Genomic DNA, 23,968 nt, shown 5'->3' with positions numbered 1-23,968 from the left:
GGACCGGCCGGTGCGCATGCCCGGCGCGAGCAAAGCTTGCGGGCGCCGCCGGGCGGGGGTGCGGTGGTGCGACTCCCGCGAGGGAGGGCGGGGGCGCGGTGGTGCGACTCCCGCGGAGGAGGGCGGGGGCGCGGGTGGGGCCGACTGTCAGTGGGGCGTGGCAGGATCGGGGGCGTGGCAGAGACAGCATCGAAGAAGACCGACAGCACCTCCGGCGGTGAGCGTCCGCGCCTGATGCTCATGGACGGGCACTCACTGGCGTACCGCGCGTTCTTCGCGCTGCCCGCGGAGAACTTCACGACCGCGACGGGCCAGCCGACGAACGCGATCTACGGCTTCGCGTCGATGCTCGCCAACACCCTGCGTGACGAGGCGCCCACGCACTTCGCGGTGGCCTTCGATGTCTCCCGCAAGACCTGGCGGTCGGAGGAGTTCACCGAGTACAAGGCGAACCGCTCCAAGACCCCGGACGAGTTCAAGGGCCAGGTCGAGCTGATCTGCGAGCTGCTCGACGCGATGCACGCCGAGCGGTTCGCGGTCGACGGCTTCGAGGCCGACGACGTGATCGCCACGCTCGCCACGCAGGCCGAGGCCGCCGGTTTCGAGGTGCTGATCGTCACCGGCGACCGGGACTCCTTCCAGCTGGTCAGTGAGCACACGACCGTGCTGTATCCGACGAAGGGCGTCTCGGAGCTGACCCGGTTCACCCCGGAGAAGGTGTTCGAGAAGTACGGTCTGACGCCCGCGCAGTACCCCGACTTCGCCGCCCTGCGCGGCGACCCCTCCGACAACCTGCCGGGCATCCCCGGCGTCGGGGAGAAGACGGCCGCGAAGTGGATCAACCAGTTCGGTTCGTTCGCGGAGCTGGTGGAGCGCGTCGAGGAGGTCAAGGGCAAGGCCGGGCAGAACCTGCGCGACCACCTGGAGTCGGTCAAGCTCAACCGGCGCCTCACCGAGCTGGAGCGGCAGGTGGAGCTGGACCGGGGCGTGAGCGAGCTGGGCCGCGCGCCGTACGACCGCAAGGCCGTCGCGATGGTGCTGGACACCCTGGAGATCAGGAACCCGTCCCTGCGTGAGCGGCTCTTCGCCGTCGACCCCGGCGCCGAGGAGGCGGAGACCACCCCGGTCGCCGCCGACGGCGTCGAGCTGGACGGCAAGGTACTCGGCACCGGCGAGCTTGCCCCGTGGCTGGCGGAGCACGGCACGGACGCCCTCGGTGTCGCCACCGTCGACACCTGGGCGCTCGGCAGCGGCTCGGTGGCCGAGGTGGCGCTGGCCGCCGCAGGGGGTGCCGCCGTCTGGTTCGACCCGGCCCTGCTGGACGAGGCCGACGAGCGCGCGTGGGCCGCCTGGCTGGCGGACGCGGGCCGCCCGAAGGTGTTCCACAACGCCAAGGGCGCGATGCGGGTCTTCGCCGAGCACGGCTGGGCGATCGAGGGCGTCGCGATGGACACCGCGCTCGCCGCCTACCTGGTCAAGCCGGGCCGCCGCTCCTTCGACCTGGACGCGCTGTCGCTGGAGTACCTGCACCGGGAGCTGGCGCCCGCCGCCGCGGCCGACGGCCAGCTCGCCTTCGGCACGGACGACGGCGCCGAGGCGGACGCGCTGATGGTGCAGGCCCGTGCGATCCTCGATCTCGGCCAGGCCTTCGAGGGCCGCCTGGAGGAGGTCGGCGCCGCCGGTCTGCTGCGTGACGTGGAGCTGCCCACCTCCGCGCTGCTGGCCCGCATGGAGCGGCACGGCATCGCGGCGGACCGGACGCACCTGGAGGCCATGGAGCAGATGTTCGCGGGCGCCGTCCAGCAGGCGGTGAAGGAGGCCCACGCGGCGGCCGGGCACGAGTTCAACCTGGGCTCGCCCAAGCAGCTCCAGGAAGTCCTCTTCGGTGAGCTGGCCCTGCCCAAGACCAAGCGGACCAAGACTGGCTACACCACGGACGCGGACGCGCTGGCCTGGCTGGCCACGCAGACCGACAACGAACTGCCGGTGATCATGCTCCGCCACCGTGAGCAGGCGAAGCTGCGGGTCACCGTCGAGGGCCTGATCAAGACCGTCGCGGCGGACGGCCGCATCCACACCACGTTCAACCAGACGGTCGCCGCGACCGGCCGGCTGTCGTCCACCGACCCCAACCTCCAGAACATCCCCGTCCGCACCGACGAGGGCCGGGCGATCCGCCGCGGCTTCGTCGTCGGTGAGGGCTTCGAGTCGCTGATGACCGCCGACTACAGCCAGATCGAGCTGCGGGTGATGGCCCATCTCTCCGAGGACGCGGGCCTGATCGAGGCGTTCACCTCCGGCGAGGACCTGCACACCACGGCCGCCGCCCAGGTGTTCTCGGTGGCGCCGGCCGCCGTCGACGCGGAGATGCGCCGCAAGATCAAGGCGATGTCGTACGGCCTGGCGTACGGTCTGTCGGCCTTCGGTCTCTCCCAGCAGCTGAACATCGAGGCGGCGGAGGCCCGCGCCCTGATGGACGCCTACTTCGAGCGGTTCGGCGGGGTGCGGGACTATCTGCGCCGCGCGGTCGACGAGGCCCGGGCGACCGGCTACACGGCGACCCTGTTCGGGCGGCGCCGCTACCTCCCCGACCTCAACAGCGACAACCGCCAGCGCCGCGAGGCCGCCGAGCGCATGGCGCTCAACGCGCCCATCCAGGGCACCGCGGCGGACATCGTCAAGATCGCCATGCTCAATGTCGACCGGGCGCTGCGCGAGGCGGAGCTGAAGTCCCGCATGCTCCTCCAGGTGCACGACGAGATCGTCCTGGAGATCGCCCCCGGTGAGCGCGAGGCCGCCGAGGAACTGGTCCGCCGCGAGATGGCGGGCGCCGTACACCTGCGCGCCCCGCTGGACGTGTCGGTGGGCGTCGGCGCGGACTGGGAGTCGGCGGCGCACTAGCGGACCGCACGGCGGCGGTGCACCAGGCGGTCGTACGGCGGCGGTGCACCAGACGGTCGTACGACGGGTCGCACCGGTCCCTCGCACGGCGGCGGCGCACCGGCCTCTCGCACGACGGCATCGCACTGGCCGGTCGTACGGCGGTGCCGGGACCCCTGGCGGCCCGGTACCGCACGACGCCCCACCGCCCGGCCAACGGGTTGTGGCCAACCGGTGAAAACCGGACGTGAACGGGTCCCGGCGCAAGGGAAGTTGTCGTAGGGTCGCCTGGGTCGCCACGCGCTAGCGGACGAGCACACGCAGAGGAACGGACGCTCGGACGTCCAGGGGAGGGGTTCACCGTATGGGGCCGCAATTCGGCAGGAGGCTGCGCAAGGGAGCGGCTACCACGGCCGTCGCCGCCGCGGCGGTCGCCGCGCTGTCCGCATCCCAGGCTCCGGGAGTGACCACCGACGCCGACGGCAGACAGGCCACCACCGGCGCGCAGCCCTCGCCGGACGCGTACGCGGAGGACAGCGCCACCGGCAACTCGCCGTACTACACGGACCTGCCCCCGCTGAACAGCCCCACGCCCTCGCCGAGCACCGGCACCACCCCACCGGTCACCGGTGAGGCCCAGGCGGGCATACCCGCGACCGTCCTCGACGCCTACAAGAAGGCGGCCACCCGGCTGCGGGAGAGCAAGCCCGGCTGCAACCTGCCCTGGGAACTGCTCGCCGCCATCGGCAAGGTGGAGTCCGGCCACGCCCGCGGCGGCAACGTCGCGGCGAACGGCACCACGCTCAGCCCCATCCGCGGCCCGCAGCTCAACGGCAACGGCTTCGCGAACATCAGCGACACCGACAACGGCCTGTACGACGGCGACAGTTCGTACGACCGCGCGGTGGGCCCCATGCAGTTCATCCCGTCCACCTGGTCGTGGGCGGGCCGCGACGGCAACGGCGACGGCGTCGAGGACCCCAACAACGTCTACGACGCGGCGCTCGCGGCCGGGCACTACCTGTGCCGGTTCGGCTGGGACCTGTCCACGCAGGCCGACCTCAACCGCGCCATCCTCAGCTACAACAACTCCTCGGACTACCTGAACACGGTCCTGTCGTGGCTGGAGTACTACCGCAAGGGCACCCACGAGGTCCCGGACGGCACCGGCTCCCTGCCCGGGAACCGCAGCGACGACCCCGCCGGAGCGAGCCCGTCGCCGACGCCGCCCGCGGCCTCGGACCGTCCGGGCTCGGAGTCACCGAGCGCGACGCCCAAGCCCACGCCCACACCGCCCGCCTCCGGTGGCGGCAGCGCCAGCCCGTCACCGACGCCGCCCGGCACCACCACCCCACCGCCGCCGACGCCCACCGAGACCGTGCACCACCTGGAGGACGCGGGCACCGCGACGCTCACCGCCATGGCGGGCGACACCTTCGGCGAGCGGATCAGCACCCGCGCGGAGACCAAGGACGGCACCGCCGTCGGCAAGGTCCGCGTCCGCTTCACGATCACCGGCTCCACCGACGCCACCTTCTCGACCGGCGAGACCGTCGCCACGGTCGTCACCGGCAGCGCCGGTATCGCCGTCGCCCCCGCGCTCCAAGCGGGCGAGAAGACCGGCGACTTCACCGTCCGCGCCACCGTCGTCGGCCGCACGCTCCCCGGCCTCGACTACGGCGCCGCCGTCACCGCCCGCGCCGCCGACACCCTCACCCGCGTCGGTGACACCGCGCTGACCTGCGTCACGGGCGGCGAGTTCGCCGAGCGGATCCAGCTCAAGGCGGCCTACAAGGGCGCGGTCGCCGACGGGGTGGCCGCCACCGCGACGCTGATCAAGTCGGCGGACGATCCCACGGCCAACGACCAGGGCCCCTACTTCAAGGACGCCGACGACACCGCCGTACGCACCCTGAGCCTGAAGACCGACGCCGACGGCCTGCTGAAGCTGCCGCAGCTGTACGCGGACGACACGGCCGGTACGTTCCTGCTGCGGGTCACCACCACCGGCGGGGCGACGCTGACGCTCGAACTGACCGTGACGGCCCCCGAGCCGACCCCGTCGCCGAGCGACTCCACCGGCGAGACCGCCAGCCCGTCGGCCTCACCGAGCGCCTAGACACCGCACGCCTCACCGAAGGGCGCCCCTCCGCCACCGGCGGACGGGCGCCCTTCGCCGTCCGCACGACGTGTTCTCATCTCACGCCGGCGTTGCTACGGTGCCCGGACCTGACGATGCGTCAGTGAACGTCCATCGTGTGGAGAGGACCGCATGCGTGCCCTGATCGCCGCCGCGACCGGCCTCCTCCTCGCGTTCGCCGTGGTCCTCACCCTCACCGCGCTCGGCACCCCGACCGGTGAGACCTCCCCGAAACCCCTGCTGACGACCGTGCCCGCACACCCCTGACCACCCGGGACGGAGGCCGAGATGCGCCGCAAGGCCGCCCTGGTCCTGCTCGCCCTCGCCGTGTTCTGCGCGGCGCTGTCCCCGCTGCTGCGCTGGTACGCCTTCCCGCGCCTCGCCAAGATCCCGCCGAACCAGTACCAGGACATGGTCCTGGAGGCACACGACGCCACCCTCCTCGACTACGGCACCCTGCGCGCCCGCAAGGTCCCCAAGGTCACCATCGTGCAGACCCTGCGCGGCGACGTCGCGGCCTCCGAACGCATCGAACGCACCGCGGGCCGGGACGTCGTCGTCTGGGACGGCCTGTCCTACGTCCAGGGACCCGACGGCGAGATGGTCTCCAAGATCCCCGAGCGGTACATCTTCGACGCCCACACCCAGGAACCCGTCCACGCCACCGGCGAGATGGTCGACGGCGACCCGGTCCGCCGCGAGGGCATCGAGTTCAAGTGGCCGTTCCTGACGGAGAAACGGGACTACGAGTACTTCGACGCCCAGGCCCGCGTCACCGCCCCCATCCACTACCAGGGCACCCAGGACTTCCGCGGCGTCGAGGTCTACTACTTCGAACAGACCATCCCCTGGACCAAGGTGCCCTTCCCCAAGGAGATGCCCGTCGAGGGGATCACCCCCGAGACGGTCGCCGAGACCGGCACCACCCGCTGGTACACCACCGTCCGCAGGTTCTGGGTCGAGCCGCTCACCGGCGCCCCCGTCTACGGCGAGGAGATCCACAAGGAGGAGCTGCGCGGCGGCACCCTCCTCGGCGGCCGGGAGAAGGTCACCGCCTTCTCCGGCCATGTGAAGATGCGCGAGGACTACATCCGCCACACCGTGGACCTGGTCAAGTCCAACCGCACCCTGGTCCTGCTGATGACCTCGTACCTGCCCTGGGGCCTGCTGACCCTCGGCGTGCTGCTGATCTCCCTGTCCCTGTGGCTGGAGGCACGCGGCCGCGGGACCGGTGCCCCGGCGCCCGGACGGACGGCGGAGCCGGAACCGCTCACCGCCTGAGGCGCGCGTTGGTGTGCCGGGTCGGCTCGGCGGTCGCGGGGTCCTCCGGCCACGGATGCTTCGGATACCGGCCGCGCAGTTCCGCCCGCACGCCCTTGTAGCCGTCCCGCCAGAACGACGCGAGATCGGCGGTGACCGCGGCCGGACGCCCGGCGGGGGAGAGCAGATGCACCAGCACCGGCACCCCGGCGACGGTCGGCGACCGCTCCAGCCCGAACATCTCCTGCAACTTCACCGCGAGCACCGGCTGTTCAGGATTCGAGTAGTCGATCCGGATCCTGGACCCACTCGGTACGGTGATCCGCTCCGGGGCGAGTTCGTCGAGCCGCGCGGCCTCCCCCGTCGCCCACGGCAGCAACCGGGCCAGCCCCGCCCCGGCGTCGATCCGCGCCAGGTCGGCCCGCCGCCGGGCCCGGCTCAGCTCCGGCTCCAGCCACTCCGCCACGCGCGCGTGCAGCGCCTCGTCGGAGACATCGGGCCAGGGCTCCCCGAGCCGAAGCCGCAGAAAGGCCAGCCGCCGCCGCAGCCCCTCCGCCTCCGCCGACCACCGCAACAACCGCAGCCCTTCCTGCCGCAGCCCTTCGGCAAGCGCCTCCCGTACGAGGCCGGGATCGGCGTCGCGCAACGACCGCACCGCCAACTCCACAGCCCCGAGCCGCTCGACCCGCCGCGCGACGACGTCCCCGTCGGCCCAGCGCACCTCGTCCCGCTCCGCCACCAGCGCCCCGGCCGCCCGACGGGCCACCCCCTCGTCCACCACGGCGGCGAGCCGCACGCGCGCGTGCCCCCTGCCGACCGGCCGATCGGCCACCGCCACAGCCAGCCACGGCGCCCCCCGCAACACCGACCCGTCCCGCACCTCGGCCCTGGTCCCCGACGCCATCACATACGACCCACCATCGGCCTTGCCCACCCGCTCGGGGAACGCGAGAGCGGCGACGATCCCGGCGGTGCCATCTTCTCCGGCGGCTGTCCAGGGCGCTGCTGCGGGGGTGGTGGCGCCATGGCGGGCGCTGGCCGGGACGGCGGAGCGGTCGGCGCGGCTGGCGTGCGCCCGAGCCGCCGGATCGTCTGCCGCGGCGCGCACGGCGTGGCCCGCCCCGCTCGCGTGGGCCGCTCCCCGCCCCGCCGGCGCTCCGCTCCCCGCGCGGTCCGCGCTTGCGCCCGCGGCGTCCGTCCCCGGGCGCGGCGGCGGGCCGTCCGTCTCCGGTGGGAGCGATGCGGCGCCCTGCGGTAGGTCCGACACGGTGCCCGTCCGTTCCGGGAGCGAGCCGCGCGGGCCGGTTTCCGTGGCCACGGCCAGCAGCCGCCGTACCTCCGCACGCCAGCGCCCCGCGTAGGCGTCGCCTCCGCGCCGTGCGGTACGCAGGGCGGCGGCGAGATCGTCGCCGTACTCGCGCGGCGGCTCCTCGCTGAGCAGGGCCACGACCTCGGCGGCCCGTTCCGCGCCGACCAGTGGTGCCGCGTCCAGCAGGGCCCGCCCCAGCCGGGGATGCAGGCCCAGGCGGGCCAGCCGCGCGCCCCGCTCCGTGGCGTGTCCGGCGGCGTCCACCGCGCCGACGGCCGTGAGCGCGGCCCGTGCCGCCGCCATCGCCCCGGCCGGGGGCGGGTCCAGCAGGGCGAGACCGGCGGCCTCGGGATCGCCCCAGCAGGCCGCCTGGAGCGCGAACGCCGTCAGGTCGGCCACCTTGATCTCGGGAGCCGGGAAACGCGGCAGACGCGCGTCCTCGGCCTCCGTCCAGCACCGGTACACCGTCCCCGGCGCCTCACGACCGGCCCGCCCGGCGCGCTGCCGGCCCGCCGCCCGCGAGGCACGCACCGTCGTCAGCGCGCTCAGCCCGCGCGCGTGGTCCACCCGCGGCTCACGCGCCAGCCCCGAGTCGACGACCACCCGCACCCCCGGAACCGTCAGCGAGGACTCCGCGACCGCGGTCGCCAGCACCACCCGGCGCCCGCCCCCCGGAGCCAGCACCGCGTCCTGCACGGCGGCCGGGGCCCGCCCGTGCACCTGGAGCACCTCCACCCCGCCCAGCTCCCCGAGGTGGGCGGCGACCCGCGCGATCTCCCCGACCCCCGGCAGGAAACACAGCACGTCCCCCGGCCGCTCGGCCAGCGCCCGCCGCACCACGGCCGCCACATGCGCCAGCAGCGCCGGATCGACCCGCATCCCGTGCGGCGGCCGCACCGCACGCGCGGGCGGCGCCCACACCACCTCCACGGGGTAAGAGACCCCCTCGGCCTCGACCACGGGGGCGTCGCCGAGCAGCCGCGCCCAGCCCCGCGCGTCGGTTGTCGCCGACGCCGCCACCAGCCGCAGCTCCGGCCGCAGCGTCTGCCGTACGTCCCACAGGAAGGCCGCCACGGTGTCCGCGTCCAGGTGCCGCTCGTGGCACTCGTCGAGGACCACCACGTCGACCCCGGCCAGCTCCTGGTCCCGCTGGACGCGCTGGAGCAGCACACCGGTCGTGACGACCTCCACGCGCGCGTGCCGCCCCACCACGCGCTCCCCGCGCACCGTGTAGCCGACGCTCTGCCCGACCTTCTCGCCCAGCAGCCACGCCATCCGCCGGGCCGCCGCCCGCGCCGCGATCCGCCGCGGCTCGGCGACCACGACCCGCCGCGCGGGCCCGTCGCCCAGCAGCCCGGCCAGCGCCAGCGGCACCAGCGTCGTCTTGCCGGTGCCGGGCGGCGCGACGAGCACGGCGGTGCCGGGCCCGTCCAGGGCCTCGGTCAGACCGGGCAGCGCGGCCCGTACGGGAAGGGCGTCCAGAGCGTCGTAGCGGATCACACGTTCAGTCTCGTACGCACACGAAGATCGCCGTCCCCGGGATCAGGCTGCCGCGCAGCGGGGACCAGCCGCCCCACTCGGAGGTGTTCCACGCGGGCCACTCCGGCTCCACCAGGTCCACCAGCCGGAAGCCCGCCGTGACGATGTCGCGGACGCGGTCGCCGAGCGTCCTGTGGTGCTCCACGTACACCGCCCGGCCCGCGTCGTCCTGCTCGACGTAGGGCGTGCGGTCGAAGTAGGAGGCGGCGACGGACAGCCCCTCGGGACCGGGCTCGTCCGGGAACGCCCAGCGGATCGGATGGGTCACCGAGAACACGAACCGCCCGCCCGGCCGCAGCACCCGCCGCACCTCGCGCAGCACCAGCACCGGGTCGGCGACGAAGGGCAGCGCGCCGTACGCCGAGCAGGCCAGGTCGAAGGAGGCGTCCGCGAAGGGCAGGGCACCGGCGTCCGCGCACACCAGCGGGAACGTCGCGCCGATGCGCAGGGCGTGCTGGAGCTGCCGGTGGGAGAGGTCCAGGGCGACCGGGTGGGCGCCCTGCGCGGCCAGCCAGCGCGAGCACTGCGCCGCTCCGGCCCCGATCTCCAGCACCGACCGGCCCGCCAGCCGCTCGGCGGGGCCGAGCAGCTCCGCCTCCACCTCGTCGAGGCCCTCGGGGCACCACACGAAGCGGTCGTCGCCGAGGAAGGTGCCGTGCTCGACCTGGTACTCGTCGGCGTTGCGGTCCCACCAGCCCCGGTTGGCGCGGGTACTCTCCGCGACCCCGGCGGCACGCCGGGTGGCCTCCGGTTCCTCGGGAGTCCCGGCGCCGGCACCGGTCGCGGTCTGGGACGTCACGGGCTCTTGGATGATCGGCTCCCTCGTCGTACTCTTCCGTCCAGCCCGGCCCGGTGTGTCACCGGAGGGACGCCGTGCGCCACGCGTGGCCTCGGTGGACAGCTCTTGTGCCGGTTATGCGGCGATCCGCCCCGGGTGGGCGGCTTCGCGCATTGACCCTGCCCGGCAGCCCCCGTATGCTACAAGTTGCGCTGCGGGCCTGCGCACCTCAGACGTAGCAGGCTGCGCTCGCATCTGTTGTATGTCCCCTCGGTTGTCGAGGCGCCATCACCAGTCACTGGTGAGGCGCTTCCTTGGCTGTCCGGCTTCATCAGAGCGAAACGGGCTCCCGGCGTAAGCAGTACCTACGACTTCAATGTCCGTACCGGAGCCCTTTCCCACATGACGAGCAGCACCGAGACCACCGCCACCACCCCGCAGGTAGCGGTCAACGACATCGGTAACGAGGAAGCCTTCCTCGCCGCGATCGACGAGACGATCAAGTACTTCAACGACGGCGACATCGTCGACGGCGTCATCGTGAAGGTCGACCGGGACGAGGTCCTGCTCGACATCGGTTACAAGACCGAAGGCGTTATCCCGAGCCGCGAGCTCTCGATCAAGCACGACGTCGACCCGAACGAGGTCGTCGCCGTCGGTGACGAGATCGAGGCCCTCGTCCTCCAGAAGGAGGACAAGGAAGGCCGCCTGATCCTCTCGAAGAAGCGCGCCCAGTACGAGCGTGCCTGGGGCACCATCGAGAAGATCAAGGAAGAGGACGGGATCGTCACCGGTACCGTCATCGAGGTCGTCAAGGGTGGTCTCATCCTCGACATCGGCCTCCGTGGCTTCCTCCCGGCCTCCCTGGTCGAGATGCGCCGCGTCCGCGACCTCCAGCCCTACGTGGGCAAGGAGCTCGAGGCCAAGATCATCGAGCTGGACAAGAATCGCAACAACGTGGTCCTGTCCCGCCGTGCCTGGCTGGAGCAGACCCAGTCCGAGGTCCGCCAGACGTTCCTCACGACCCTCCAGAAGGGTCAGGTCCGTTCCGGCGTCGTCTCCTCGATCGTCAACTTCGGTGCCTTCGTGGACCTGGGTGGCGTCGACGGTCTGGTCCACGTCTCCGAGCTGTCCTGGAAGCACATCGACCACCCCTCCGAGGTCGTCGAGGTCGGCCAGGAGGTCACCGTCGAGGTCCTCGACGTCGACATGGACCGCGAGCGCGTCTCCCTGTCGCTGAAGGCGACCCAGGAAGACCCGTGGCAGCAGTTCGCCCGCACCCACCAGATCGGCCAGGTCGTGCCCGGCAAGGTCACGAAGCTGGTTCCGTTCGGTGCGTTCGTCCGCGTCGACGAGGGCATCGAGGGTCTGGTCCACATCTCCGAGCTGGCCGAGCGCCACGTGGAGATCCCGGAGCAGGTCGTCCAGGTCAACGACGAGATCTTCGTCAAGGTCATCGACATCGACCTCGAGCGCCGTCGCATCAGCCTCTCGCTGAAGCAGGCCAACGAGTCCTTCGGTGCCGACCCGGCCTCGGTCGAGTTCGACCCGACCCTGTACGGCATGGCCGCGTCCTACGACGACCAGGGCAACTACATCTACCCCGAGGGCTTCGACCCCGAGACCAACGACTGGCTCGAGGGCTACGAGAAGCAGCGCGAGGAGTGGGAGCGCCAGTACGCCGAGGCGCAGTCCCGCTTCGAGCAGCACCAGCAGCAGGTCATCAAGTCCCGCGAGGCGGACGCCCAGGCCGCTGCCGAGGGTGGCGAGGCCGCCGCTCCGGCCGCGACCGGTGGTGGCTCGTACTCGTCCGAGGGCGGCGACAACTCCGGCGCCCTGGCGTCGGACGAGGCGCTGGCCGCGCTGCGCGAGAAGCTGGCCGGCGGCCAGAGCTGAACCGCGACAGCTGACTAGCTGACCGCCGAGGGCCCGCATCCGTCACGGATGCGGGCCCTCGCCGTTTTCTTGATCGGCTCCGGTCCGCCCGGGAATGCCCGTGGCCTGGGCCACGTTGTGCTCTACGGACACGAGGAGGAGCGGTCACAGTGCTTGATCCGCAGGGTTTGTACACGTGGGAGCCGAAGGGCCTGGCCGTGGTGGACATGGCGCTCGCCCAGGAATCGGCCGGACTTGTCATGCTCTATCACTTCGACGGATACATCGACGCGGGTGAGACCGGCGACCAGATCGTCGACGGACTTCTCGACTCGCTGCCCCACCAGGTCGTCGCCCGCTTCGACCACGACCGGCTGGTGGACTACCGGGCCCGCCGCCCGCTGCTGACCTTCCGGCGCGACCGCTGGACGGACTACGAGGAGCCCACCCTCGCGGTGCGGCTCGTCCAGGACGCCACCGGAGCCCCCTTCCTGCTGCTCTCCGGCCCGGAGCCGGACGTGGAGTGGGAGAGGTTCGCCGCGGCCGTCGAGCAGATCGTGGAGCGGCTCGGCGTCCGCCTCGCCGTGAACTTCCACGGCATCCCCATGGGCGTCCCGCACACCCGCCCCGTAGGGCTCACCCCGCACGGCACCCGCACCGACCTGGTCCCCGGCCACCGCAGCCCCTTCGAGGAGGCCCAGGTCCCCGGCAGCGCCGAGGCGCTCGTCGAGTACCGCCTCATGGAGGCGGGCCACGACGTCCTGGGCGTCGCCGCGCACGTGCCGCACTACATCGCCCGCTCGGCCTACCCCGACGCGGCCCTGACCGTCCTGGAGGCCATCACCGCCGCCACCGGGCTGGTCCTGCCGGGCCTCGCGCACTCCCTGCGCACCGACGCCTACCGCACCCAGACGGAGATCGAACGCCAGATCCGCGAGGGCGACGACGAGCTGACCGCCCTCGTGCAGGGCCTCGAGCACCAGTACGACGCCGTGGCGGGCGCCGAGAGCCGCGGCAACATGCTGGCCGAGCCGGTCGAGATCCCGTCGGCCGACGAGATCGGGCAGGAGTTCGAGCGTTTCCTCGCGGAGCGGGAGGGCGACAACTAGGGCGCCCGGGCCGGGGAACACCGTTCCGGCGGCAGGGCCTAAGCTGCCGTTCATGCTGAAAGTGGGCTTGACCGGTGGGATCGGCGCGGGCAAGAGCGAGGTGTCTCGGCTGCTCGTGGAGTGCGGCGCCGTACTGATCGACGCGGACCGGATCGCACGCGAGGTGGTCGAGCCCGGAACCCCCGGTCTCGCCGCGGTCGTACGCGCCTTCGGCGAGGAGGTGCTCACCGAGGACGGCAGGCTGGACCGGCCCAGGCTTGGCTCCATCGTCTTCGCCGACCCCGACCGGCTCGCCGTGCTCAACTCGATCGTGCACCCGCTGGTGGGCGCCCGTTCCCGGGAGCTGGAGGCCGCGGCGGCGGACGACGCCGTCGTCGTCCACGACGTGCCGCTCCTCACGGAGAACGGCCTCGCGCCGCTGTACGACCTGGTCGTCGTCGTCGACGCGAGCCCCGAGACCCAGCTCGACCGGCTCGTCCGACTGCGCGGCATGACGGAGGACGACGCCCGGGCCCGGATGGCCGCCCAGGCGACCCGTGAGCAGCGCCTGGAGATCGCGGACATCGTCATCGACAACGACGTACCCCTCGCGGAACTCCAGCGGCGGGTGAAGGACGTGTGGGCCGACCTGACCCGCAGGGCGCGGGTTCCCCGGGAGCCGCTCCAGGAATAACGGGCCCCGGTGCGGGCGTTGAATCCGGTCAGTGAGGGAAGGACTTTGCTGTGCCCGACACCAGCGGTTCGACCGGACGTACTCCGGAGACGCATGTCATCGACTACCGCGCCGCCGAGCAACTGCTCGCCGCGCGGGATCCGCGGGGCGCGGTGAAGCTGCTCGACGAGGTCATCGCCGCACACCCGGAGAACACGGCGGCGCGGCTGCTCCGTGCGCGCGCCTTCTTCGCCGCCGCGCAACTGCGGCCCGCGGAACTCGAGTTCAGCATCGTCCTGGAACGAGAGCCGGACAACGCCTACGCGCACTTCGCCCTCGCCCGTACCTATGAGCGTCAGGGGCGCCCTGACCAGGCCAAACGCCACTTCCGGCTGGCCGCCGCACTGGACCCGAAGCCGCAGTACCTGAAGGCGGCCCGCTTCGACTCCTGACTCCTCGCGCTCGCTTCCGGGGCTCTGCCCCCACCCGCCTTGTCGCTCGAACGGGTGAAGGTGAGGCGGGTGGGAACGGCCGTGCGGATGCGGGCCGTTGGACGGGCATGGAGCTGAAGACGCGAGCAGGACATCAGGGGACGGGACCCGGGGCCATCACCCCGGACGGCTGCGCGGTGGAGCTGTACTCACGGCTGACGATCGGCCCGGAGCCGGACATCATCGCCGCGGCCGTGCCCCCGGGCGCGCGCATCCTCGAACTGGGCAGCGGAGTCGGCCGCATGACCCACCCCCTGGTGGAGCGGGGCTTCACCGTCACGGCGGTGGACGAATCCCCCGAGATGCTCGCCCGGGTGCGCGGAGCGCGCACGATATGCAGTCCCATCGAGGACCTCGACCTGGGCGAGACGTTCGACGTCGTACTGCTCGCGTCCTTCCTCGTGCACACCGGTGACGTGGAGGTCCGGCGGGGACTGCTGCGCACCTGCGCACGGCACGTGGCCGAGGGCGGCTGTGTGCTCATCCAGCGGGAGGGCGCGGACTACCACTCCGACCTGCCGCGCGAGCGGGTCGACCCCGGCGGCTTCACCGTGCGCATCCTGTCGTCCGAGCCGGCCGGCGACGGCGTCCACTCGGTGCGGGCCGAGTATGTGTTCCCGGACGCGATATGGACCCAGACGTTCAGGGCGCGACCGTTGAGCAAGGACGAGTTCGAGCAGGCGCTGGGGGAAGCGGGCCTGACCGTCGACAGATATCTGACGGAGGACGGGATCTGGGTGCGGGCGATGAGTTCCTGACCGTCCCGGGGTCTTCCTCTGTGACCGCCCCACGGACCACCACCTCACACCGGAGACCCTGATGGCCGAGACCGCCGCTTCCGTTCCCTCTGCCGCTTCCCCCTCGACCGGCGTCGTGGTCGGGGAGTCCCCGACCGCCCGCGGCCGACGCGCCCGGATAGCGCTGCGCGCCCTCCAGGTGCTGATCGCCCTGTTCTTCGCGATCGCCAGTGCGCTGCCCAAGCTGATCGGGCACGCGTCGGCCGTGGAGAGCTTCGCCGAGATCGGCTGGGGCAGCGCGGGGATGTACACCATCGGCTTCCTCGAACTGGCCGGGGCGATAGCGCTGTTGACGCCCGTGCTCCAGTCGGTGTCGGCGATGGCGCTGAGCGCGCTGATGGTGGGCGCGTTCGTCGTCCAGGTCACCGTCTTCGACGGGGAGTACGCGGCGACTCCGCTGATTCTCATCGTGCCGCTCGCCCTCATAGCCTGGGCGCGGCGCGGTCAGAACGCGGAGCTGGCGCGGCTGCTGCGGCGTGCGGCGGCCTGACGGCTCACCGCCCGCGGCGGCGGGAGGGCCCGCCCGGCTCGTCGGTCCCGGCCCGGGTGCCGGATCCACCCCGGCTGCCAGGTCGACCCCGGCCGTTCGGGCCGCCCTCGCTGCCGGACCCGCCCTGTCCGGCAGGCCCGCTTGACCCTGGTGGCGGGGTGGTGCCGTAACCGCCCAGGCCGCCGAGGCCGCGGAGGCGTTCCAGCTCTCGGCGGTCGCGCTTGGTCGGGCGGCCGGTGCCGCGGTCGCGGATGCCGGGCGGGGCGATCGCCTCGCGGGGCGGGGGCGGAGGGCTGTTGTCGATGTAGCACTGCACGGCCACCGGGGCGCCGACCCGCTTGCGGATCAGGCGCTTGACCACGACGACCCGCTCCCGGCCCTCGTGCCGCAGCCGTACCTCGTCGCCGACGCGCACCGAGTGGGCGGGCTTGACCCGCTCGCCGTTCACCCGGACGTGACCGCCCTTGCAGGCGGCGGCGCCGATGGAGCGGGTCTTCACCAGGCGCACGGACCAGATCCAGCTGTCGATGCGTACGCTCTCGCCGCTCTGCGGACCGGCGGCCTCGGCGGCGGCCACCGCGGCGGCGACCTTCGGGTCGGTGCCCGTCCCGGCGCCGTCCCCGCCCCCGTCCTTGTCCACCGCTCGTCGCTCGTCCCGGACGTCCCCCACTGCCCGCACGTGCTGCTCGTCCCGCTCGTCATGCGGATCCTGGTGGTCCGCGCCTTCGGAAACCATGCCCTCGACCTTAGCTGCCCGGAGGAGCTGGGACGACGGCGTTTTCCCTGGCCCACGGCTCTACGGTGGAGGCATGGAAACAGGCACCGGCAGCGAAACGGGCGGCGGCCTCGCGGACCTGGACCAGCGGGTCGCCGGGTGCCGGGCCTGTCCTCGGCTGGTCGACTGGCGTGAGGAGGTGGCCCGCACCAAGCGGGCGGCCTTCGCGGACTGGACGTACTGGGGGCGCCCTGTTCCCGGGTTCGGTCCGGCGGACGCCCGGCTGCTGATCGTCGGGCTGGCACCGGCGGCCCACGGTGGGAACCGGACGGGACGGATGTTCACCGGGGACCGGTCCGGGGACGTGCTGTACCAGGCGCTGTACGACGTCGGCCTGGCCTCCCGGCCCACCGCCGTGAGCGCCGGGGACGGGCTGGAGCTGTACGGCGTCCGTGTCACCGCGCCCGTGCACTGCGCGCCGCCCGCCAACAAGCCGACGCCCGAGGAACGCGACACCTGCCGTCCCTGGCTGGTGCAGGAGCTGCGGCTGCTGCGGCCGACGCTGCGGGCGGTGGTCGTCCTCGGGGCCTTCGGCTGGCAGGCGGCGCTGCCCGCGTTCGCGGAGGCGGGGTGGACGGTGCCGAGGCCGCGTCCGGTGTTCGGGCACGGTGCACGGGTGCGGCTCGACGACGCGCTGCGGCCGGCGGAGGGGAAGGAGGAAGGAGGCGGCGGTCTGGACGTCTTCGGCTGTTTCCACGTCAGCCAGCGCAACACCTTCACGGGGCGGCTCACCCCGGAGATGCTGCGGGAGGTGCTGCGCACGGCGGCCGGTGCGGCGGGCGAAACGGGGCTGCGGGCGCCGGGAGGAGCGGGCTAGGGTCGCCGGATGCCCCTCTACCCTGAGATCGAACCGTACGCGCACGGGATGCTCGACGTCGGCGACGGCAACCGCCTGTACTGGGAGACGTACGGGAACCCGGACGGCAAGCCCGCGGTGACCCTGCACGGCGGGCCGGGGTCCAGCGGCAACGCCTACTTCCCGCGGCTGTTCGACCCCGAGGCGTACCGGATCGTGGTGCTGGATCAGCGGGGGTGCGGGCGTTCGACACCGTCGGCGAGCGTGTACGGCACCGACATGAGCGTCAACACGACGGCTCATCTCATCGCCGATCTGGAGTCGCTGCGACGGCACCTGGGGATCGAGCGGTGGCTGGTGTGGGGGGTGTCGTGGGGGTCGGTGCTCGGGCTGCGGTACGCGCAGACGCATCCCGGCGCGGTGTCGGAGCTGGTGCTGACCGGAGTGGCGACCGGTTCCCATGCCGAGGTCGCCCTGATGACGAGAGGGCTGGGCAGGATCTACCCCGAGGCCTTCGAGAAGTTCCTCGCCGGCCTTCCGGAGGGCGAGCGGGAGGGGAATCTCTCCGCCGCCTACAACCGGCTGCTCGAATCACCCGACGCCGAGGTGCGGGAGCGGGCGGCACGGGACTGGACCGACTGGGAGACGGCGGCGGCGGGGCAGCCGCCGCGTTCGGAGCCGCGTTACGAGGACCCGGTGTTCCGGATGGGCTTCGCCCGTACGGTCACGCACTACTGGGGCAACGACCACTTCCTCGGCGAGGACAACGACGACGGCGTGGTGCTGCGGGACGCGCATCTGCTGAAGGGCATCCCGGGCACCCTCGTCCAGGGCGGCCTGGACTTCGGCAACCTCCTCGGCATCGTCTGGCGCCTCCACCACGCCTGGCCCGGCAGCGAGCTGGTGACGGTGGACGAGGTGGGACACAACGCCGGCGCGCCGGGGATGGCGGAGGCCCTGGTGGCGGCGACGGACAAGTACACCGCCCGCCGCTGAGGCCTGCTCACCGGCCCGGTCGCCACACATAGCGCACGTCCGGTTCGCGCTCCTCGTTGCCGCTGCCGTCGGTGCGCTCCACGGCGAGGAAGCCATGACGCTCGTAGAAGCGGTGGGCCGGCTCGTTGACCTGGAAGGTCCACAGGGTGAGGCCGTCCGGCCGGCGTTCCTTGGCGAGGGCGACGAATCGGTCACCGATGCCACACCCACGCCAGCCGGGGTCGAGGTAGAGCTGTGACAGCAGCTCCCCGTCGAGCACCATCACCCCGACGAGCCCCGCGCCGGCCTCCGCCACCCATGTCTCACGCAGCGGCACCACCACATCCCGGAAGTAGGCGCGTACCTCGTCGTCGGTGCGCGGTCTGACGACGGTCGGCAGCGCGGCCGCGAAGGAACGCAGCCAGACGTCGGCGGCGGCGGTGGCGTCGGCGGCGGTGGCGCGGCGCAGGTGGACGGGTGCGGGGGCCGAGGTCATGAGGGCTCGGGGACGACGGCTGTGGCTGTGATTTCCACCAGTTGTCCGGTGTAGCCGAGGCAGGCCACGCCGAGCAGGGTGGATGAGTGCGGTCCGGTGCTGAGTCCCGACGCCTCGACGACGTCCCAGACGGCGGAGAGTGCCGCGGGGTCCGTGCTCACGACGTACACGTCGGTCGCCACGACGTGGGCCAGGTCGCTTCCCACGGCGCGCAGCTGCTCCTCGAGATTGGCGACCACCTGCTGGGCCTGGCGCACGGCGTCGCCCTCGCCGATCAGCTTGCCGTCGGCGTCCAGCGGTACCGCCCCGGCGAGGAAGGCCAGCTTGGTACCGGCTTCGACGACGGAGGCGTGGGAGTAGGTAGGCGGAGGGAAGAGGGTGGGAACGGTGACACGGCGGATCATCCGGCGGCTCCAGCTCACGAAGGGGACAGCTCGCCGATCATCCGTGCTGGCGGCTGGTCGCGCATCCGTATTTTGATGGCCCCCATGAGCGACGAAGCCGACTTCCTCACCACCGTCACCGCCCGCCTCGCCGGCCTCCCCGGCGTCCGGGGCGTCACCCTCGGCGGCTCGCGCGCCCAGGGCACGCACCGGCCCGACAGCGACTGGGACATGGCGGTCTACTACCGCGGCGCCTTCGATCCGGACGATCTGCGCGCCCTCGGCTGGGACGGTGAGGTGTCCGAGATCGGCGGCTGGGGCGGCGGTGTCTTCAACGGCGGGGCCTGGCTGACCGTCGAGGGCCGACGGCTGGACGTCCACTACCGGGACCTCGACGTCGTCGAGCGGGTGATGGCGGAGGCGGAGGTAGGACGGTTCCGGGTCGAGCCGCTGATGTTCCATCTCGCGGGGATCCCGACGTACCTGCTGATGGCCGAACTCGCCATCAACCAGGTGCTGTACGGCGAACTCCCGCGCCCCGTCGGCTACCCGGCGGCCCTGCGCGCAACGGCCCCCGGACGCTGGTACGGCACGGCGACCGCGACCCTCGCCTACGCCAGGGCGGGCCACGCCCCCAAGGGCGCCGTCACCCAGGTCGCCGGTGCGATCGCCCTCGCCGCGACACAGACGGCGCACGCGGTGCTGGCGGGGCGTGGGGAGTGGGTCACCAACGAGAAGGGGTTGATCGCGCGGGCCGGGCTGGGTGCCGTGGACGGGTTGGTGGGGACGCTGACGGCGGACCCGCGGGCGTTGGCCGACGCCGTCGACGCGGCCGAGGCGCTGTTGGCGCGGGCGTACCAAGGCTGAGCGCTCCGCGCTCGACGTCACACCCCCGCAATACGCCCGTTCCCTCTCCTCCAAGAAGTCGGCCTACCCTGGTTCCCACGATCCCCAGCCCGGCCACCGTCGTCCGAAGGCGTCCCGCCTCGACGACAGGAGTCTTGTTGCCGCGCCGTGTGAAGTCCGTACTGCCTCCGCTGCCTCTCTGGCTCGCCCATGCGCTCCGTGCCCAGCGGGGGCCCGTGCCGTGGAGCGCGGTGCTGCGGGGCGTGTTGGCCGCCGGGCCGTTGCTGGCGGTGGCCGTGGTGGCCGGGCGGGCCTCGGCCGGGGTCGTGGCGGCGATCGCCGCGATGCTGGCCGGGATCAATGACCGGCCCGGCGGGCGCCGGGTGTCGGTACGGCGGATCGGAGGGCCCGCGGTCGCCGGTGCCGTGGGGATGGCGGCGGGGACTGCCGCCGGGGCGCATCTCGGGGCCCTCGGGCTGGTGGCGGTGTTCGCCGGGCTCGGGTTGCTGGCCGGTGGGGTGAGTGCCGTGGGGCCCGTGGCGTCGGCGGCCGGGACGCAGTTGCTGGTCGCGTCGGCGGTCGGGGCGGGGATGCCGTTGCCGGAGCCGGGGTGGGCGCGGGCGGTGGCGTTCCTCGCCGGGGCCGGGTGGCTGCTGGCGTTGCGGGTGGTGCTGCCGACGCCGGGTTCGTTCGGGGCGGGGGCCGGTGACTATCGGTTCGACGGGGAGCGGGCCGCCGTCGCCGACGTGTACGACGCCGTCGCCGCGCTGCTGGACGCCGTAGGAACCGAGCGGGCGCGTGGGCGGCGGGCCGCGCTGACCGCGGCGCTCGACCAGGCGCAGGACGTCCTCGCGGGGCCCCGGCTGCGGCGGTACGCCAGTTCGGCGGCCGAGCGGCGGCTGCACGCGCAGTACGCCGCCGCGTTGCCGCTCGCCGAGGCCGCGACCGCGCTGGCCTGGGCGGGGGAGAGGGTGTCCGCGCGGGCCGCCGAGGGGCCGCGGCGGCTGGCGGCGGCCGTGCGCGGCAGCACGCACACCGGGCCGCTGCCCGCACCCTGCCGGTCGGTGCCCGCGCTGCGCGCCCTCGACGACGCGCTGCTGCACGCCGCCGAGGCGTTCGACCAGGCGGACGGCGGCGATCTGCACACCCGGCGCAGGAGCGCGCGGGAGGTGGCGCGGATCGTGGTCGGGGGCGCGGGGCGCGAGTACGGGCTCCGGGTCGCCCTCAGTTACGGGGCCAGCGCCGCTGTCGCGCTGGCGCTGTACCACGCCCACTGGTACGGGCAGCACACCCACTGGTACTGGCTGCCCGCGACCGCCGTGTTCCTCGTCAAGCCCGACCTCGGGCCGCTGGCCTCGCGGGTGCTGTGCCGGGCCGCCGGGACCGTGCTCGGGGCGCTGCTGTTCGCCGTCCTCGCCGCGGTGCTGCCGGACCCGGCCGGGCTCGTCGCCCTCGTGGCGGTCAGCGGGGCGCTGATACCGGTCGCCACCCGGCACTTCGCCGCCCAGACCGCCGTGGTGACCGTCCTCGTCCTCGCGCTGGTCATGGTCGGCGGGGAGCCGCAGGCGTCCGTCAGCCGGATCGCGGAGACGCTGCTGGCCTGCGCGATCGTGCTGATCGTGGGGCATCTGCCGATGCCGGGGAAGCGGGGCGGGACGGTGCGCGCCCGGCTCGCGGCGGCGGGCGGCGCCGCGTACGCCTACCTCGCGCACGTCAGGGAGCACCCCGAGGACCGGGCGCGCCGCTGGGTGCTGCGCCGCGAGGCCTACCGTGCCCTCGCCGAGGCGCGCACCGCCGTCGCCGTCGCCGCCGCCGAACTGCCCGCCCTCGCACGGCACACCGAGGGCGCGGACAAGGTGGCGGCGCTCCTCGAACGGCTCGTCGACACCACCACCGCCTGCGCCGTGCACCTCGACGACACCGGACGGCTCACGCCCCGCCACACCGAGCGACTCGCCGGGCTGCTGGACGAGTTGGCCGGGCTGGCGGACATGCCGGAAACCGTCGACCCGCGGGGCCCTGACCGTCGTACGTTGAGCGCATGACGTCTTCTCGCGCCGACCTCGTCATCAGCGGATGCGCCGTCCTCCTCCACGACGACCCCGACGACCCCGAGACGACCGGGTTCCGGGAGGACGCCGCGATCGTCGTGCGGGACGGGGCGGTGGAGGCGGTCGTCGGTGCCGCCGACGCGGACGGGCTGGCCGCCGTGGAGCGGATCGACGCGCGGGGGCAGGTCGCCATGCCGGGGCTGGTCAACTGCCATACCCACGCCCCGATGGTCGCGCTGCGCGGCGTCGCGGAGGATCTGCCGACCGAGGAGTGGTTCAACGACGTCGTCTGGCCGATCGAGTCCAATCTGACCCCCAGGGACGTCGAGTTGGGCGCGCGGCTGGCCTGCGCGGAGATGATCCGTGGCGGCGTGACCTGCTTCGCCGACCACTACTTCGCCATGGACGCGGTCGCGGCCGTCGTCGCCGAGTGCGGGATGCGGGCCCATCTGGGCGAGGCGTTCTTCTCCTCGCAGGGGCCCGAAGGGCGCGAACGGTCACTGGATTTCGCGCTGCGCGCGCGGGGCGCGGCCGACGGGCGGATCACCACCACGCTCGCCCCGCACGCCCCCTACACGGTGGACGACGCCGATCTCGCCGCCACCGCCGCCCTCGCCCATGAGCACGGGCTGCCGGTGCACCTCCACGCCGCCGAGAACCGTGACCAGACCGAGGCCAGCCTCGCCCGCCACGGCCGCACCCCCATCGAGGTGCTGGCGGACACCGGCCTGCTCGACACCGACACGCTCATCGCCCACGGCACCGGCATCGTCGAGCGGGACCTGCCCGTGCTGGAGCGGGCGAGCGGACGGGTCGCGGTGGCGAGCGCGCCGCGCGGCTATCTGAAGTTCGGCTGGCCCGCTACGACACCCGTGCGGGCGCTGGCCGCCATCGGGGTGCCCGTCGGTCTCGCCACGGACGGCGCGGCCTCCAACAACTCCCTCGACCTGTGGGAGTCGATGGCGCTCACCTCCCTGGTGCAGAAGTCGGCCGAGGGGGACCCGCGCTGGCTGACCGCACGGCAGGCGCTCCACCACGCCACCGTGCAGAGCGCCCGCGCGGTCGGCCTCGGCGACACCGTCGGCCGGATCGCGCCGGGCCGCCGCGCCGACCTCGTCCTCGTCGACCTCACCGGCCCGCACACCCAGCCCGTGCACGACCTCGCCGCGACGCTGGTGCACAGCGCCCGCGCCTCCGACGTACGCACCACGATCGTCGACGGGCGGATCCTGATGCACGACCGGGAACTGCGCACCCTCGACGTGCCGTCGATCGTGGCGGAACTGGGCGAGCGGCTGCCCGCGCTCCTCGACCGGAGCCATGGGCGGCGCATCCAGGAATACGACAACTGAGGAAGTCCGGCCATGGGGGAGTCCGACCCGGCCCGGAAAAATCTTCGCGCGACAGCGATGAGTTCCGCCGCGCCCCGCGGTCACCAGACGCGACGGGTTCGTCACACAGGAGGATACATGTCGCTGCCGGACATCGTCTCGCGTGCCGAGTGGCGCCGGGCGCGCGAGGAACTGCTGGTCAAGGAGAAGGCGGCCACCCGCGCGCGGGACGCGCTCAACGCCGAACGGCGGCGGCTGCCGATGGTGGAGATCGAGGAGGAGTACGTCTTCGAGGGCGGCGACGGCAAGGCCACCCTGCTCGACCTCTTCGAGGGGCGGCAGCAACTCGTCGTCCACCACTTCGTGTTCGCGCCGGAGCGGGACGCGGGCTGCCGCTGCTGTTCCGCGTTCCTGGACCAGGTCGGCCATCTGGGCCATCTGCACGCGCGGGGAACGTCGTTCGCGGCGGTGTCCAGGGCGCCGTACAGGAGGATCCTGCCGTTCAAGGCGCGGATGGGCTGGACGGTGCCCTGGTACTCGTCGTACGGCAACGACTTCGACCGTGACTTCGGGGTGACCCTGGAGCAGGACGGCGAGCCGGCCGAGCGGCCGGGGATCAGCTGCTTCCTGCGGGACTTCGACCGGGTGTTCCACACCTACTCGACGTACGGACGCGGCCTGGACGGGCTCGGCTCCACCACCAGCTTCCTCGACCTGACCGCCCTGGGGCGGCAGGAGGAGTGGGAGGAACCCGAGGGGCGCGCGTCGGCGTTCGGGGCGCCCGCGGGCAGTGAGCGCATCCGTTATCACGATGAGTACGAGGAGTGACGCGGAGTGTGGTGATCCCTGGGCGCACCGTCGCCGGAACCTCACACTCCGTGTTGAACACGTGTCAACTACGTCTCAGTCGCGTCACTTCGCGAGGCGATTCCCAGCCGGACGGCGTTAACTCCTACAGGAACTCCTGTGAGTACGACGTTTTCCGGAGGTGCAGG

The 23,968-nt window shown here is 73.0% G+C and carries 21 protein-coding genes; 16 read left to right on the top strand and 5 right to left on the bottom strand.

Annotation, left to right across the window (positions count from 1 at the left end; all coding sequences use genetic code 11):
- Window positions 1–174: 174 nt before the first annotated feature.
- The 4 genes from polA (at window position 175) to KBY47_RS00935 (ending at window position 6,301) form a co-directional block, all read left to right on the top strand.
- Complete coding sequence (polA, locus tag KBY47_RS00950; RefSeq protein WP_210918885.1) at window positions 175–2,901, top strand: DNA polymerase I; 2,727 nt, start codon at window positions 175–177, stop codon at window positions 2,899–2,901.
- Between the two features lie 343 nt (window positions 2,902–3,244).
- Window positions 3,245–4,999 carry a lytic transglycosylase domain-containing protein gene (locus KBY47_RS00945; RefSeq protein WP_210918884.1) on the top strand — a complete coding sequence of 585 codons (1,755 nt, stop codon included), beginning with the start codon at window positions 3,245–3,247 and terminating at the stop codon, window positions 4,997–4,999.
- 153 nt (window positions 5,000–5,152) lie between these two features.
- Window positions 5,153–5,287, top strand: coding sequence for an SPW_0924 family protein (locus tag KBY47_RS00940; protein ID WP_210918883.1), 135 nt, complete (start codon window positions 5,153–5,155; stop codon window positions 5,285–5,287).
- 21 nt (window positions 5,288–5,308) lie between these two features.
- On the top strand, window positions 5,309–6,301 hold the full coding sequence (locus KBY47_RS00935) for a DUF3068 domain-containing protein (protein WP_210918882.1): 993 nt from the start codon (window positions 5,309–5,311) through the stop codon (window positions 6,299–6,301).
- Here the strand turns inward: KBY47_RS00935 and KBY47_RS00930 are convergent.
- Both KBY47_RS00930 and KBY47_RS00925 read right to left on the bottom strand, forming a co-directional pair.
- Window positions 6,291–9,089 (bottom strand): ATP-dependent RNA helicase, encoded by a 2,799-nt coding sequence (locus KBY47_RS00930; RefSeq protein ID WP_210918881.1) that lies wholly within the window; start codon window positions 9,087–9,089, stop codon window positions 6,291–6,293. The genes KBY47_RS00935 and KBY47_RS00930 overlap by 11 nt on opposite strands.
- Window positions 9,090–9,093: 4 nt before the next feature.
- Complete coding sequence (locus KBY47_RS00925; RefSeq protein ID WP_308404996.1) at window positions 9,094–9,927, bottom strand: class I SAM-dependent methyltransferase; 834 nt, start codon at window positions 9,925–9,927, stop codon at window positions 9,094–9,096.
- A gap of 381 nt (window positions 9,928–10,308) precedes the next feature.
- Between KBY47_RS00925 and rpsA the strand changes: the two genes are divergently transcribed.
- The 6 genes from rpsA (at window position 10,309) to KBY47_RS00895 (ending at window position 15,320) form a co-directional block, all read left to right on the top strand.
- On the top strand, window positions 10,309–11,802 hold the full coding sequence (gene rpsA / locus KBY47_RS00920) for a 30S ribosomal protein S1 (RefSeq protein WP_210918880.1): 1,494 nt from the start codon (window positions 10,309–10,311) through the stop codon (window positions 11,800–11,802).
- 149 nt (window positions 11,803–11,951) lie between these two features.
- Window positions 11,952–12,890 (top strand): PAC2 family protein, encoded by a 939-nt coding sequence (locus KBY47_RS00915; RefSeq protein WP_210918879.1) that lies wholly within the window; start codon window positions 11,952–11,954, stop codon window positions 12,888–12,890.
- Between the two features lie 52 nt (window positions 12,891–12,942).
- Entirely contained in the window at window positions 12,943–13,563 is a 621-nt protein-coding gene (gene coaE, locus KBY47_RS00910) for a dephospho-CoA kinase (RefSeq protein WP_210918878.1), read from the top strand.
- Between the two features lie 50 nt (window positions 13,564–13,613).
- Complete coding sequence (locus KBY47_RS00905) at window positions 13,614–13,994, top strand: M48 family metallopeptidase (RefSeq protein WP_210918877.1); 381 nt, start codon at window positions 13,614–13,616, stop codon at window positions 13,992–13,994.
- Window positions 13,995–14,101: 107 nt separating this feature from the next.
- On the top strand, window positions 14,102–14,791 hold the full coding sequence (locus KBY47_RS00900) for a bifunctional 2-polyprenyl-6-hydroxyphenol methylase/3-demethylubiquinol 3-O-methyltransferase UbiG (protein WP_210918876.1): 690 nt from the start codon (window positions 14,102–14,104) through the stop codon (window positions 14,789–14,791).
- Window positions 14,792–14,852: 61 nt separating this feature from the next.
- Window positions 14,853–15,320 (top strand): DoxX family protein, encoded by a 468-nt coding sequence (locus KBY47_RS00895; protein ID WP_210918875.1) that lies wholly within the window; start codon window positions 14,853–14,855, stop codon window positions 15,318–15,320.
- Window positions 15,321–15,324: 4 nt separating this feature from the next.
- Here the strand turns inward: KBY47_RS00895 and KBY47_RS00890 are convergent, their stop codons facing one another.
- Window positions 15,325–16,056, bottom strand: a complete 732-nt coding sequence (locus KBY47_RS00890; RefSeq protein ID WP_247694012.1) for an RNA-binding S4 domain-containing protein — start codon at window positions 16,054–16,056, stop codon at window positions 15,325–15,327.
- Between the two features lie 73 nt (window positions 16,057–16,129).
- On the opposite strand from KBY47_RS00890, the gene KBY47_RS00885 reads away from it, so the two are divergent.
- Entirely contained in the window at window positions 16,130–16,912 is a 783-nt protein-coding gene (locus KBY47_RS00885) for a uracil-DNA glycosylase (protein ID WP_210918874.1), read from the top strand.
- Between the two features lie 9 nt (window positions 16,913–16,921).
- Window positions 16,922–17,887 carry a prolyl aminopeptidase gene (gene pip, locus KBY47_RS00880; RefSeq protein WP_210918873.1) on the top strand — a complete coding sequence of 322 codons (966 nt, stop codon included), beginning with the start codon at window positions 16,922–16,924 and terminating at the stop codon, window positions 17,885–17,887.
- 7 nt (window positions 17,888–17,894) lie between these two features.
- Here pip and KBY47_RS00875 read toward each other — a convergent pair whose 3' ends face one another.
- Together KBY47_RS00875 and KBY47_RS00870 are read right to left on the bottom strand one after the other, a co-directional pair.
- On the bottom strand, window positions 17,895–18,362 hold the full coding sequence (locus KBY47_RS00875) for a GNAT family N-acetyltransferase (RefSeq protein WP_210918872.1): 468 nt from the start codon (window positions 18,360–18,362) through the stop codon (window positions 17,895–17,897).
- Window positions 18,359–18,766: a RidA family protein gene (locus KBY47_RS00870; RefSeq protein WP_210918871.1), complete on the bottom strand. Its 408-nt coding sequence runs from the start codon at window positions 18,764–18,766 to the stop codon at window positions 18,359–18,361. Before KBY47_RS00870 ends, KBY47_RS00875 begins: the two co-directional genes overlap by 4 nt.
- Before the next feature lie 84 nt (window positions 18,767–18,850).
- Between KBY47_RS00870 and KBY47_RS00865 the strand changes: the two genes are divergently transcribed.
- From KBY47_RS00865 to KBY47_RS00850, 4 genes are all read left to right on the top strand, one after another.
- Entirely contained in the window at window positions 18,851–19,612 is a 762-nt protein-coding gene (locus KBY47_RS00865; RefSeq protein WP_247694011.1) for a nucleotidyltransferase family protein, read from the top strand.
- Between the two features lie 137 nt (window positions 19,613–19,749).
- Window positions 19,750–21,636 (top strand): FUSC family protein, encoded by a 1,887-nt coding sequence (locus tag KBY47_RS00860; protein ID WP_247694010.1) that lies wholly within the window; start codon window positions 19,750–19,752, stop codon window positions 21,634–21,636.
- The gene (locus KBY47_RS00855; protein WP_210918869.1) at window positions 21,633–22,994 is read left to right on the top strand and encodes an amidohydrolase; all 1,362 of its coding nucleotides are present in this window, start codon (window positions 21,633–21,635) and stop codon (window positions 22,992–22,994) included. Before KBY47_RS00860 ends, KBY47_RS00855 begins: the two co-directional genes overlap by 4 nt.
- A gap of 117 nt (window positions 22,995–23,111) precedes the next feature.
- Window positions 23,112–23,801, top strand: coding sequence for a DUF899 domain-containing protein (locus tag KBY47_RS00850; protein ID WP_210918868.1), 690 nt, complete (start codon window positions 23,112–23,114; stop codon window positions 23,799–23,801).
- Window positions 23,802–23,968 lie beyond the last annotated feature (167 nt).

This window comes from Streptomyces sp. B93 (genome assembly GCF_018070565.1).
Lineage (GTDB): Bacteria > Actinomycetota > Actinomycetes > Streptomycetales > Streptomycetaceae > Streptomyces.
The sequence above is the reverse complement of the archived record's forward strand: the minus strand, read 5'-3'. Positions and strand labels throughout refer to the sequence as shown.

Coding starts and splice junctions, on each gene's coding strand:
- rpsA (WP_210918880.1), top strand. CDS start 10,309: ATGACGAGCAGCACCGAGACCACCGCCACCACCCCGCAGGTAGCGGTC.
- KBY47_RS00850 (WP_210918868.1), top strand. CDS start 23,112: ATGTCGCTGCCGGACATCGTCTCGCGTGCCGAGTGGCGCCGGGCGCGC.
- coaE (WP_210918878.1), top strand. CDS start 12,943: ATGCTGAAAGTGGGCTTGACCGGTGGGATCGGCGCGGGCAAGAGCGAG.
- KBY47_RS00875 (WP_210918872.1), bottom strand. CDS start 18,362: ATGACCTCGGCCCCCGCACCCGTCCACCTGCGCCGCGCCACCGCCGCC.
- pip (WP_210918873.1), top strand. CDS start 16,922: ATGCCCCTCTACCCTGAGATCGAACCGTACGCGCACGGGATGCTCGAC.
- KBY47_RS00870 (WP_210918871.1), bottom strand. CDS start 18,766: ATGATCCGCCGTGTCACCGTTCCCACCCTCTTCCCTCCGCCTACCTAC.
- KBY47_RS00900 (WP_210918876.1), top strand. CDS start 14,102: ATGGAGCTGAAGACGCGAGCAGGACATCAGGGGACGGGACCCGGGGCC.
- KBY47_RS00895 (WP_210918875.1), top strand. CDS start 14,853: ATGGCCGAGACCGCCGCTTCCGTTCCCTCTGCCGCTTCCCCCTCGACC.
- KBY47_RS00935 (WP_210918882.1), top strand. CDS start 5,309: ATGCGCCGCAAGGCCGCCCTGGTCCTGCTCGCCCTCGCCGTGTTCTGC.
- KBY47_RS00865 (WP_247694011.1), top strand. CDS start 18,851: ATGAGCGACGAAGCCGACTTCCTCACCACCGTCACCGCCCGCCTCGCC.
- KBY47_RS00885 (WP_210918874.1), top strand. CDS start 16,130: ATGGAAACAGGCACCGGCAGCGAAACGGGCGGCGGCCTCGCGGACCTG.
- KBY47_RS00890 (WP_247694012.1), bottom strand. CDS start 16,056: ATGGTTTCCGAAGGCGCGGACCACCAGGATCCGCATGACGAGCGGGAC.
- KBY47_RS00940 (WP_210918883.1), top strand. CDS start 5,153: ATGCGTGCCCTGATCGCCGCCGCGACCGGCCTCCTCCTCGCGTTCGCC.
- KBY47_RS00855 (WP_210918869.1), top strand. CDS start 21,633: ATGACGTCTTCTCGCGCCGACCTCGTCATCAGCGGATGCGCCGTCCTC.
- KBY47_RS00945 (WP_210918884.1), top strand. CDS start 3,245: ATGGGGCCGCAATTCGGCAGGAGGCTGCGCAAGGGAGCGGCTACCACG.